Genomic DNA, 12,326 nt, shown 5'->3' with positions numbered 1-12,326 from the left:
CTGGCTATGGTTCGCATGCTTCTGCACTGGATTCTGAATGCCTTGGCTCTGCTGGTGGTTTCGCACTTTGTCCAGGGCTTCAATGTCAGCAACTTCGTCTCGGCGCTGATTGCGGTGATCGTGATCGGGCTGCTGAATGCGACGCTGGGGCTGCTGCTGAAGTTCATCACGCTCCCGCTGGGGATACTTTCGTTCGGGCTTTTCTTTCTCGTGATCAATGCGGTGATTCTCTGGTTCTCGAGCAAGTTTGTGCCGGGATTCTCGGTGACGACGTTTAAAGCGGCTTTCCTGGGCGCGTTGGCGCTGGCGATCCTCCATCTGCTATTTGGGTTCCTGAAGTGGCCAAATAAGCCTAGTTAGATATCAGAGGAGGGGATGCCAGTGCTCCACATACTGAAATATCCACTGGTGATATTCGTGATTTCAATTTTGCTTCTCTGGCTGGCTGCGCGACTGGGCAGCCGGATGAGCGAGGGGCGAGAGGCCCTGACGGAGGCCCTCAAGGCGGACTTTACCCTTGTGCAGGGAGCGACGTTGACCCTACTTGGCCTGATCATCGGGTTCAGTTATTCGATGGCGACGGCACGATATGACTTGCGCAAGAACTATGAGGAGGCGGAGGCGAACGCGATCGGGACAGAGTATGTCCGCGCGGACCTGCTGCCCGAGCCAGAAGCATCGCAGGTGCGGACGATGCTGCGGCAGTATACGGACCTGCGAATACGGTGGTATGTAACGCGACACGCCGACGAACTGCGGCAGATCAACGCAGACACGGAGAGGTTGCAGAGCCAACTGTGGGCAGGCGTCGCGGGGCCGACGAATGCGCAGCCTACAGTTGGTCGTTCCCTGGCTGCTGCGGGGATGAACGACGTGCTGAACTCGCAGGGATATACGCAAGCGGCCTGGTGGAACAAAATCCCTGTGGCGGCATGGTGCCTGATGTTCGGAATGGGCCTGTTCAGCAATGCGCTGGTGGGCTTTGGGGTGCGGCGGTCAGAGGCGAAGTTGCTTATGATCCTGCCGCTGGTGATTGCGCTCTCATTTTTCCTGATTGCGGATATCGATAGCCCGAGGGGCGGGGCGATTCGAGTGCGTCCGCAGAATCTGGATGCTCTGCAGAATAGCCTGAAGTAGCGGACCCAGGAGAACTCACTGTGATGCGAACTGGGCGTTATGCGAACTGTTCGAGAAACCGCATGTCTCCGGAGTAGAAGTGGCCTATGTCGGAGACGCCGTGGAGCATCATGGCGATGCGCTCGACTCCCATGCCGAAGGCGAAGCCTGTGATCTTCTCCGGGTTGTAGGCGTCATCAGCAGGATCGATCTTGCGGCGTTCTTCAGTGACGGAAGCGAAGACGTGCGGGTCGACCATGCCGCAGCCCAGGAGCTCGATCCAGCCGGAGTGTTTGCACTTGCGGCAGCCGGAGCCTCCGCAGAAGATGCAACTGATCTGCACGTCGGCTGAGGGTTCGGTGAAGGGGAAGAAGCTGGGGAAGAAGCGCGTCTTCACGGCCGAGCCGAAGAGGGCCTTCATGGCGTGGTCGAGCGTGCCCTTGAGGTCGGAGAAGGTGATGTTGGTGTCGACGCAGAGGCCTTCGATCTGGTGAAAGATGGGCGAGTGGGTGGCGTCCGCGGCGTCATTGCGGTGGACCTTGCCGGGGATGACGATGCGGATGGGCGGGGCCTGCGCGATCATGGTGCGGATCTGCACGGGCGAGGTGTGGGTGCGCATCAGCAGGCGGTCGCGCGAGGGCTTCGCGTGCTGATTGGCGATCTGGAGTGTGTCCTGGGTGTCGCGCGCGGGGTGGTCCTGTGGGAAGTTGAGGGCTTCGAAGTTGTAGAAGTCGCTCTCGACCTGCGGGCCGAGGTTGGTGCTGTAGCCGAGATGATGGAAGACGCGCACGATCTCATGCATGGTGCTGAGCAGGGGGTGGGCGATGCCGGGGGTGCGGATGACGCCGGGTAGGGTGATGTCCAGGGCCTGCACTTTCGGCGCTGCGATAGGTGCTGCCGGGGCTTCGAGGGCCTGCTCGATTTGCTGCTTGAGCTGGTTGAAGCGAATGCCGAGGGGCTTGCGGGCTTCGGGCGGCGCGGACTTAAGCCAGGCGTCGGAGATGAGCTTGAGGCGGCCTTGCTTGCGGCCCAGCCAGTGGAGGCGGAAGTTCTCCTGCGCCTCGGGTGTGGTGAGGGCGGCGGCAGAGGTGCGGACCTCTTCGGCGAGAGTGGCGAAGGCGGCTTCGAGGGCGGTCTCGTCGTAGCTGGAAAGCGTGGGGATGGTGTCGGTCATGGCCAGAGATAAGGATAAATGCAAAAGACAACCGCAGGTCCCTTCGACTCCGCTGCGCTCCGCTCAGGATGACACTCTTCTACTTGGTGAAGACGGATAAGGTCAGAGCGCGGAGAGGACGACGGCAATCACAAGCAGCCCTAGCAGTAGGCTGCGGCGGTCGGTGATGGCGTAGACGACGGGGTCTTCATCGAGTTCGCCGCGCGAGGCCTGCAGCCACAGGCGGCTGAGCCAGAGAAGCATGACGGGGACGAGCAGCCAGAGACGGTTGATGTGGTTGTAGAGCTGGGCGGCGTCGGCGTTGAGGTTCGAGATATAGAGGGTGAGGACGACGACCGAGGCGTATCCCGAGGCCGAGCCGAAGCTGCGGAGCTGCTCGACGTCGGAGATGTGGTAGCCGCGGCCCTTGGCGATAGAGCCGCCGCGCTCGCGGAGGTTTTCGAGCTCGGCGAAGCGCTTGACGAAGGCCAGCGAGAGGAAGAAGAAGATGCTGAAGCTCGCGAGCCAGGTGGAGACGGGGACTCCCGTTGCGGCGGAGCCGGCGATGATGCGGATGGTGTAGAGGCCGGAGAGGACGATGACATCCACGAGGACGGCTCGCTTGAGGCGGAGCGAGTAGGCGAGCGTGGTGACGGCGTAGATTCCGAGCCACGCGAGGAAGTGGTAGGGGCGGACGAGGGCGCGATCCGGTGAGAGCCGGGCGACCACCGCCGGGAGCAGGACAGCGAGTGTGATCGACAGGACGAGGAAGAGGAGGATGACTCCGAGTCCTGTGACAGCGGAGAGATCTCCGGAGGCGAAGGGGCGGCGGCGCTTACGGGGATGCTGGCGGTCGGCGTCGAGGTCGAGGAGGTCGTTGACGATGTAGGTGGCCGATGCGCAGAGGCCGAAGGAAAAGAAGGCCAGGATTGTTCCGGTGACAAGGCCGAGGGGCAGGGCATGAGCGAGGAGAAGCGGCAGGAAGATGAGGACGTTCTTGGCCCACTGGTGGATCCGGATGGCTTTAAGCCAGGCCTTGATGGGCGAGACTCGCTCGGTGAAGCTGCGGACGGGGGTGATGCGGGCGCGGCGGAGCCCGGAGCGAAGGCCGGCGGTGGGGTTGGCCACCATTGGCTCGCGGCAGGCCTCCAGGAGCGGGAGGTCGGGCGTGGCGTTGCCGATGTAGGAGAAGTTGTCGCCGAAGTGCTCGCGGAAGACGGCCAGCTTGTTGTGTCCAGAGAGGTTAACGACTCCGTCGGAGGCAAGGACTCCAGAGAAGATGCCGAGATGCTCGGCGACGCGGCGGGCGATCCCGAGGTCGGCCGCGGTGGCCAGGTAGAGGGGGCGGCCGGTGGAGTGCTCCTGCTCCAGAAACTGCAGGAGTTCGCGGTTGTAGGGCAGGTGGGCGGCATCTAAGGAGACAGCGCCGGCGAGATGGCGCTTAAAAGCCGCCTTGCCTTCGAGGAGCCAGCCTGGGACCTTGAGTAGCTCGGTCGGATGGTGGCGGGCGAGCGAGAGGACCGAGTCAACGAGGGTATCGGATTTGACTAAAGTGCCGTCCAGGTCGACGCAGAGGGCCGGAAGGGCGGAGATACCGGATTCGGTGGCAGTGGCGGGCAAATGATGATCCTTCTGTTGAGAATAATGAAAGAAGAGCGATTACCGCACTGCCAACTGGAGTTACGAACAGATATCAGGCCAGGGCGGAGTTCAGGGCGAAACCTTCACGAGGCGGCCAACGTCATTATCAGTTATTCTGAGGTTTCCGAAGAACCCTCTGAATTGAAAAAACTTCGACCATGTTGCTGAGTTCGAGACGCAACGCAGGTCGAGCAATTTGACTAGTCCTGGATTTATATCCTTGGTTCAACAGCATCAGTCCAATTCATTTTGAGAGCACGGTGAACGCGCCAATGTCGTCAGCCCAGATTACCGAACAAGAGACCAGCCCAGTTCTCCCTGCGACTGCCCCGCAGAGAGCCGTGCCTGAACCGGAGAGGCCTAAGGGCTCAGGCCTGAAGAAGTGGATCGTCGCTCTGGTGATCCTGCTGGTGGTCGGGGTGGCCGTGTGGAAGATCCGGCAGAACACGCAGCAGCAGAATGCCGACAATCAGAGGTCGCAGGCGGCAGCCGACCGCCCGGTTCCTGTGCAGGTTTCGACGGTGCAGCAGAAGGCGATGCCAATCTACCTGACGGAGCTGGGCACCGTGACGGCGTATTACACGGTGACGATCAAGTCCCGCGTGGATGGGCAACTGGTCCAGGTGGCGGTTCGTGAAGGCGAGAAGGTGCGGAAGGGCCAGTTGCTGGCCGAGATCGATCCGGCTCCCTATCAAGCCGTGCTTGCGCAGGCCCAGGGACAGCTGGTGAAGGACCAGGCCAACGCGGTGAACGCGCAGGCCGAGGCGGCGAGGTACACAGCGCTCTATCGGGCCGGTGTGGTCTCCCAGGAGAGCGAGCAGGCGCAGATCTCGTCGTCGGGACAGGCCCAGGGCTCGATCGAAGCCGATAAGGCGGCGATTCAGGCTGCGCGGGTGAATCTGCAGTACACGAAGATCACCTCGCCGATCGATGGGGTGGTCGGGCTACGGCAGGTTGATCCGGGCAATATAGTTCATGCTTCGGACACGAACGGATTGCTGGTGGTGACGCAGCTTCAGCCGATTACGGTGATCTTCACGCTGCCTGAGGACAATCTGCCTGAGGTGCTTGATCTGATGAAGGGCGGCAAGAAGCTCAACGTCGAGGCGTATGACCGCTCCGGAGCGACGCATCTTGCCAGCGGAAGCGTTCTGACGGTGGACAACCAGATCGACACGACGACGGGCACTGTGAAGGTGAAGGCCATCTTCGACAACAAGGATGGAGCGCTGTTCCCGAACCAGTTCGTGAACGTACGTCTGATCCTGCAGCAGAGGCCGAACGCGATTGTGGTTCCCTCGGCGGCGATCCAGTCGGGTTCGCAGGGCAACTTTGTCTTTTTGGTGAAGCCGGGCGATCCTCCGGCGAGCCTGCAGGGTGATACCGGCCCGCACGGCCTGCCCGGCGGTGGCCGAGTGCATCCGGGAAGCAAGCCTGGAGGTGCAGCTCCAGCATCCGGAACCGCCTCGGGTGCAGGCCAGCAGAACCAACCGCACTTCTACGCCGTGGCGCAGACCGTGAAGGTGGATCTGACAGAGGGAGTCCAGACGATTCTGGGCGGCGGGGTCAACCCTGGGGATCAGGTTGTTGTAGATGGCCAGGAGAAGCTGAGGAACGGCAGCCGCGTGAGCCCACGTCAGGCGATGAGGCCGGGTGGTCCAAGAGCGCAGGGAACCAATGCCACAGACGGCGGGACGGATATGACCCCCAATGTGATTGGGCAGGGCAAGGGTGGGGAGCACCAGCATGGGCAGCATGGCCAGAACACAAACGCGGGAGGTCAGCATCCATGAGCCCTTCGCGGCCATTTATTCTGCGCCCAGTGGCCACCTCGCTCCTGATGGTGGCCATTTTGCTTGCGGGCTGGGTGGCGTATCTGCAGCTGCCGGTCTCGGCGCTGCCTGAGGTCGACTACCCGACGATTCAGGTGGTGACGTTCTATCCGGGAGCAAGCCCGGAGGTGATGGCGTCCTCGGTGACGGCCCCTCTGGAGCGGCAGTTCGGGCAGATCCCCGGGCTGAGCCAGATGACCTCAACGAGCTCAGGCGGCGGCAGCGTGATTACACTGCAGTTCACGCTGTCCGAGTCGATCGACGTCGCGCAGCAGGACGTGCAGGCAGCCATCAATGCCGCGTACAGCTATCTGCCGCAGGACCTGCCGAATCCTCCGGTGTACAGCAAAGTGAATCCGGCCGATGCGCCGATTCTCACGCTGGCGCTGACCAGCGACTCGCTGCCGCTATCGAAGGTAGAGGACCTGGCCGATACGGTGCTGGCGCAGAAGATCTCGCAACTCTCCGGCGTGGGCCTGGTGTCGATTAACGGCGGACAGAAGCCGGCGGTGCGAATTCAGGCGAACCCGACGGCGATGGCCAACTACGGGCTCAGCCTTGAAGACCTGCGTTCTGCGCTGGGCACGGCGAACGTGGACCAGGCGAAGGGCAACCTGAACGGCGCGAGGCAGTCGTACACGATCGGAGCGAACGACCAGTTGCTCTCGAGCGCGGACTACGCGAAGGTGATCATCGCGTACCACAACGGATCGCCGGTGCGGCTGTCGGACGTGGCGAACGCCGTCGACAGCGCGGAGAACCTGTACCAGGCCGCGTGGATGGGAACCGCAGCGACTCCTGCGACGAAGGACCAGCCGGCGCGCGATATCGAGCTGAAGCCGGCGGTGATCGTCAACATCCAGCGGCAGCCGGGCGCCAACATCATCGGTGTCGTGGACGAAGTGCAGAAGCTGCTGCCGCAGCTCCGCACGACGCTGCCCACGAGCGTAACGGTGCAGGTGCTGACCGACCGCACGAATACGATCCGCGCCTCGGTGAAGGACGTGCAGTTCTCGCTGATGCTGACGATTGCGCTGGTCGTGATGGTGATCTTCCTGTTCCTGCGCTCGTTTTCGGCGACCATCATTCCCTCGGTGGCGGTGCCTCTGTCGATTGTAGGCACCTTCGGGGTGATGTACCTGCTGGGCTACAGCCTGAACAACCTGAGCCTGATGGCGCTGACGATCTCGACCGGCTTCGTCGTGGACGACGCGATCGTGATGATCGAGAACATCTCGCGGTATCTCGAGGATGGCGACTCGCCGCTGGAAGCCGCGCTGAAGGGATCGCAGCAGATCGGGTTCACGATTCTCTCGCTGACCGTGTCGCTGATCGCTGTGCTCATTCCCCTGCTGTTCATGGGCGATATCGTCGGGCGTCTCTTCCGCGAGTTCGCGGTGACGCTGGCGGTGACGATTCTGGTCTCGGCAGTGGTTTCGCTGACGCTGACGCCGATGATGTGCGCGAAACTGCTGAAGCACAAGCCGGAGAGCGAGCAGAACGCCTTTTATCACAAGAGCGAAGTGTTCTTCGACTACGTGATTGCGAAGTATGGCGTCGGTGTGAAGTGGGTGCTGCGTCACCAGACCCTGACCCTGTTGGTAACGCTGGCCACATTCCTGCTGACGGTGTACCTCTACATCGTCGTGCCGAAGGGCTTCTTCCCGGTGCAGGACACCGGCGTGCTGCTGGGAATCACAGAGGCTCCGCAGACCATCAGCTTCCAGGCGATGAGCGCGCGCCAGCAGACTCTGGCCAAGGTAATTCTGCAGGACCCAGATGTGGAGAGCGTCTCGTCGTTTATCGGAGTCGACGGCACTAACTCGACGCTGAACAGCGGGCGCATTCAGATCAACCTGAAGGACCGCGAGCAGAGGACGAACTCGGCGACCGACGTGATTCAACGGCTGGGGCCGAGGCTGGCGCAGGTGGAGGGTATTCAGTGCTTCCTGCAGCCGCTGCAGGACCTGACGGTGGACGATCGCGTGAGCCGGACGCAGTATCAGTACTCGCTCGAAGATGCGAACTCCGAGGAGCTGGCCTCGGCGACGAACCAGATGCTCGAAAAGCTGAGGCAACTTCCGGAACTGACGGATGTGGCCAGCGACCAGCAGTTGAGCGGGCTGGAGGCGCAACTGGTAATCGACCGCGACACGGCGTCGCGGCTGGGAATCACGCCGCAGAATATCGACGACACGCTGGACGATGCGTTCGGACAGCGGCAGGTCTCCACGATCTTTACGCAGTTGAACCAGTACCACGTGGTGCTGGAGGTAGCTCCGAAGTTCCAGCTCAATCCGACTTCGCTGGACAACATCTACGTGAAGAGCTCGAACGGGATGCAGGTTCCGCTATCGACGTTTACGCACTTCGAGGAGAGGCAGACGGCGCTTGCAATCAACCACCAGGGACAATTTCCGGTGGTGACGCTCTCGTTCAACCTGGCTCCGGGCAAGTCGATTGGCGACGCAGTGGAGGCGGTCAACAGGGCGAAGGATGAACTGAATCTTCCGGCGAGCGTGAATGCGTCGTTCCAGGGCACGGCGCGGGCCTTCGAGGCTTCGCTGACCAACGAGCCGATTCTGATTCTCGCGGCGCTGATCGTCGTCTACATCGTTCTGGGTGTGCTGTACGAGAGCTACATCCACCCGATCACGATTCTTTCCACGCTGCCGTCGGCCGGTGTCGGCGCGATTCTGGCGCTGCTGCTTTTCCATATCAACCTGAGCGTCATTGCGCTGATCGGCATCATCCTGCTGATCGGCATCGTGAAGAAGAACGCGATCATGATGATCGACTTCGCGCTTGAGGCCGAGCGTGTGCACAACATGGAGCCGGAGGAGGCGATCTACCAGGCCTGCCTGCTGCGTTTCCGCCCGATCATGATGACGACGATGGCCGCGCTGCTTGGCGGCCTGCCGCTGGCGATGGGCACCGGCACGGGCAGCGAGTTGAGGCGGCCTCTGGGAATCGCAATCGTCGGCGGACTGATCGTGTCGCAGGTGCTGACGCTGTTTACAACGCCGGTCGTCTACCTGTTCTTTGACCGTATTGGAAGGAGATATCTGCATACGAAGGAGGCAGATCGGGAGTTCCGTCGGCATGAACATGAGGCAGTGGGTGCGGACTGATGGCTGATCACGAAGAGAATCACGATCTCGCCGTGGCGCGGAAGGACGCGGAGAATCGCCCTGACTTAGACGGGGTGCATTTCTCGGCGCCGTTCATCAAGCGTCCCGTGGCGACGATGCTGCTGTCGGTGGCGATCATTCTGGCGGGCTGCGTCGCCTACAAGCTGCTTCCGGTAGCGAGCCTTCCGCAGATAGAGTATCCGGTGATCTCTGTCGGCGCTGGACTTCCGGGAGCGGATCCGGAGACGGTGGCGTCCGCGATTGTGACTCCGCTGGAGCGGCAGTTCTCGAGGATTGCGGGCGTCAATGAGATGACGTCGTCCTCGGGGCTGGGGAACGGCTCGATCACGCTGCAGTTTGACTTGAGCCGAGATGTGGATGGCGCGGCGCGCGATGTTCAGGCGGCGATCAATGCAGCGCGCAGCCAGTTGCCGTCGAACCTGCCCCAGAACCCCGGGTACAGGAAGATCAATCCGGCGGATTCGCCGATTGTGATTCTGGCGCTGACGTCGGACACGCTCTCGGTGCCGCAGCTCTACGACGCCTGCGACAGTATTCTGGCGCAGAAGATCGCGCAGGTGGACGGCGTGGGACAGACGTTCTGCGGAGGCAGCGCGAAGCCCGCGGTGCGCGTCGAGGCGAATCCAACACTGCTTGCGAGCTATGGAGTTGGCCTTGAGGCGCTGCGTGCTGCGATCGGCACGGTGAACGTAAACAAGCCGAAGGGTTATTTGCAGGATTCAACCCGGCGCTGGAGTGTCAACACGACCGATCAGTTGTTTGGCTCCGCGGCGTACGCTCCTCTGATCGTTGCGACGAACCGTGGGCCGGTGAGCTCTGCCGCCGCGAGCAGTGGATTGCCGACGTCGCTGCAGAGTGCGGTCAGCTCTGCGACTTCAGCCTCCAGTTCGTCCAGTTCCTCGTCGGCGACCAGCAGCGCGAGCCCTGCAGCGGCAGCCCGTGGAGTCGTGCGAATCCAGGACGTTGCCGAGGTAACCGACAGCGTCGAGGACATCCATACCGGTGGCACTTTCAATGGCAAGCCGGCGGTTCTGGTCGTCGTCTTCAAGACCTCGACTGCGAATGTGATCAAGACGGTCGACAATGTTCTGGCACTGCTGCCGACGCTGCAGGCCACGATTCCGCCGGCGATTCAGCTCAGTGTCGTGCTGGACCGGACGACGACGATTCGCGCCTCAGTGAAGGATGTGACGCGGACGCTGATCATCTCGATCCTGCTGGTGATCATGGTGGTCTTCGTCTTCCTGCGGGAGATACGGACGACGCTGATTCCGAGCGTCTCGGTTCCGCTGAGCCTGCTGGGCACCTTCGGGGTCATGTACCTGCTCGGGTACTCGCTGGACAATCTCTCGCTGATGGCGCTGACAATCTCCACTGGATTCGTCGTCGACGATGCGATTGTCGTAATCGAAAACATCAGCCGGCATCTGGAGAGCGGCCTGTCGCCGTTCAAGGCGGCGATGGTGGGGTCGAAGGAGATCGGCTTCACGGTGCTGTCAATGAGCACTTCGCTGATCGCCGTGTTCATCCCGATCCTGCTGATGGGTGGAATCGTGGGCAGGCTGTTCCGCGAGTTCGCGGTGACGTTGTCGGTTGCGATCATGGTCTCGCTCGTGGTCTCTCTGACGACGACGCCGATGCTGAGCGCGAAGTTTATCCAGCCGCATGGGACGAAGAAGCATGGGCGCTTCTACCGCTGGGGCGAGAAGGGGCTCGCCTGGCTGACGGCAGAGTACGAGCACGGTCTGCGCTGGGTGCTTGGTCATCAGGGCCTGGTGCTGACGATTACGATTCTGACCTTTGCGCTGAACATCTACCTGTACATTCTGGTTCCAAAGGGCTTCTTCCCGCAGCAGGACACGGGGCGTATCGGCGGGCTGATTCGCGGGCAGCAGGATGTCTCGTTCGATGCGATGAAGCAGAAGGTCGTCCAACTGGCGGCGATCGTGCAGCAGGATCCGGGCGTGCAGAACGTGATGGCGTTTGTAGGCGGCGGCGGTCCGGGCGGCGGCGGCAGCAACTCGGGCAATGTGTTCATCGCGCTGAAGCCGGATGCGGAGCGGCAGAAGACCGGTGATTCCGCTGACGTGATCATCAACCGTCTGCGCCCGAAGACAGCCGGGATTCCGGGCGCGACGCTGTATCTGCAGGCCTTCCAGGAGCTGCGCATCGGCGCACGAATGTCAGCGACGCAGTACCAGTACTCGTTGACTGCGGAGAACCTGACAGACCTCGACGTGTGGGCGCCGAAGCTGATGGCGGCGATGGAGAAGCTGCCCGAGCTGAAGGACATCGCGACCGACCAGCAGGACCAGGGGTTGCGGGCGCAACTGGTGATCGACCGCGATACGGCGAGCCGTCTGGGCGTGTCGCCGCTGTCGATCGACGCGACGTTGTCGGACGCGTTTGGACAGAGGCAGGTCTCGACGACGTACAGGCCGCTGAACCAGTACCACGTGGTGATGGAGGTGGCGCCGCAGTACCAGCGTGATCCGGACTCGCTGAAGAACATCTACATCAAGAGCACGACGGGCGCGATGGTTCCGCTGTCGGCGGTCACTCACTTCGAGCAGCAGCGGATTCCGCTGACGGTGAACCACCAGGCGCAGTCGCCGGCGGCGACGCTGAGCTTCAACCTGACGCCGGGCGCCTCGTTGAGCCAGGCGACGGAGGCTATTGAGAACGCGCGGGTTAACATCGGCATGCCTTCGACGATTCATGGTGGCTTCGCGGGCACAGCGCAGGCGTTTCAGTCGTCGCTCTCGAGCGAGCCGATGCTGATTCTGCTGGCGCTCGTTACGGTCTACATCGTGCTGGGCATGCTATACGAGAGCTTCATCCATCCGCTGACGATTTTGTCTACGCTTCCGTCGGCCGGTGTCGGCGCGATTGTGGCGCTGCTGCTGTTCAAGATCGACCTCAGCGTGATCGCGATGATCGGCATCATCCTGCTGATCGGCATTGTGAAGAAGAACGCGATCATGATGATCGACTTTGCGCTGGCGGCCGAGCGGCTGGAGGGCAAGACTCCGCAGGAGGCGATCTACCAGGCCTGCCTGCTGCGCTTCCGCCCGATCATGATGACGACGATGGCGGCGCTGCTGGGCGGCGTTCCGCTGGCGTTCGGAACAGGCACGGGAAGCGAACTGCGGAGGCCGCTGGGAATCACGATCGTCGGCGGCCTGATCGTCTCGCAGTGCCTGACGCTGTTCACGACTCCGGTGGTGTACCTGTTCTTCGACCGGCTGCGGCTTCGCATGGCGAAGCAGGTGGCCGGACAGAAGCGGTCACCGGCGGCTCCGCAGCCGGTGACAGGGGATTGAGATTCGAGGGGTACCCCCTCCCCCGGTATTTTGCGCAAAGTATTCATTGCATTGGCTTTAGGTTTGGACTTGTGGTGTAAAATATTCTATTCAAAGGGGTTAGACATCA

7 protein-coding genes are annotated in these 12,326 nt (G+C 61.9%); 5 read left to right on the top strand and 2 right to left on the bottom strand.

Translation table 11 applies throughout. The annotated features are described in order from the left end of the window. The first annotated feature begins 6 nt into the window (after positions 1–6). On the top strand, positions 7–360 hold the full coding sequence (locus tag OHL16_RS13700; protein WP_263367732.1) for a phage holin family protein: 354 nt from the start codon (positions 7–9) through the stop codon (positions 358–360). A gap of 57 nt (positions 361–417) precedes the next feature. Beyond that, complete coding sequence (locus OHL16_RS13695; protein ID WP_263367731.1) at positions 418–1,137, top strand: bestrophin-like domain; 720 nt, start codon at positions 418–420, stop codon at positions 1,135–1,137. Between the two features lie 37 nt (positions 1,138–1,174). On the opposite strand, the gene pheS is transcribed toward OHL16_RS13695, so the two are convergent. Further along, positions 1,175–2,290, bottom strand: coding sequence for a phenylalanine--tRNA ligase subunit alpha (gene pheS / locus OHL16_RS13690; protein WP_263367730.1), 1,116 nt, complete (start codon positions 2,288–2,290; stop codon positions 1,175–1,177). A 102-nt stretch (positions 2,291–2,392) separates the two neighbouring features. Then, positions 2,393–3,889, bottom strand: a complete 1,497-nt coding sequence (locus tag OHL16_RS13685) for a UbiA family prenyltransferase (RefSeq protein ID WP_263367729.1) — start codon at positions 3,887–3,889, stop codon at positions 2,393–2,395. A 281-nt stretch (positions 3,890–4,170) separates the two neighbouring features. Here OHL16_RS13685 and OHL16_RS13680 point away from each other — a divergent pair, with 281 nt between their 5' ends. Genes OHL16_RS13680 through OHL16_RS13670 form a run of 3 tightly spaced genes read left to right on the top strand, consistent with a single transcriptional unit; the run spans position 4,171 to position 12,217 of the window. After that, complete coding sequence (locus tag OHL16_RS13680; RefSeq protein WP_263367728.1) at positions 4,171–5,703, top strand: efflux RND transporter periplasmic adaptor subunit; 1,533 nt, start codon at positions 4,171–4,173, stop codon at positions 5,701–5,703. Then, a complete protein-coding gene (locus OHL16_RS13675; protein ID WP_263367727.1) occupies positions 5,700–8,873 on the top strand; it encodes a multidrug efflux RND transporter permease subunit in 3,174 nt (1,057 codons plus the stop codon). Before OHL16_RS13680 ends, OHL16_RS13675 begins: the two co-directional genes overlap by 4 nt. Next, complete coding sequence (locus tag OHL16_RS13670) at positions 8,873–12,217, top strand: efflux RND transporter permease subunit (RefSeq protein ID WP_317891063.1); 3,345 nt, start codon at positions 8,873–8,875, stop codon at positions 12,215–12,217. The genes OHL16_RS13675 and OHL16_RS13670 overlap by 1 nt, the downstream gene beginning before the upstream one ends. Positions 12,218–12,326: the final 109 nt, after the last annotated feature.

It is taken from the genome of Edaphobacter bradus, from assembly GCF_025685645.1.
Lineage (GTDB): Bacteria > Acidobacteriota > Terriglobia > Terriglobales > Acidobacteriaceae > Edaphobacter > Edaphobacter bradus.
Note: the sequence above shows the minus strand (reverse complement) of the source record. Positions and strands in the feature narration are given on the sequence as shown.

Coding starts and splice junctions, on each gene's coding strand:
- OHL16_RS13700 (WP_263367732.1), top strand. CDS start 7: ATGGTTCGCATGCTTCTGCACTGGATTCTGAATGCCTTGGCTCTGCTG.
- pheS (WP_263367730.1), bottom strand. CDS start 2,290: ATGACCGACACCATCCCCACGCTTTCCAGCTACGACGAGACCGCCCTC.
- OHL16_RS13675 (WP_263367727.1), top strand. CDS start 5,700: ATGAGCCCTTCGCGGCCATTTATTCTGCGCCCAGTGGCCACCTCGCTC.
- OHL16_RS13670 (WP_317891063.1), top strand. CDS start 8,873: ATGGCTGATCACGAAGAGAATCACGATCTCGCCGTGGCGCGGAAGGAC.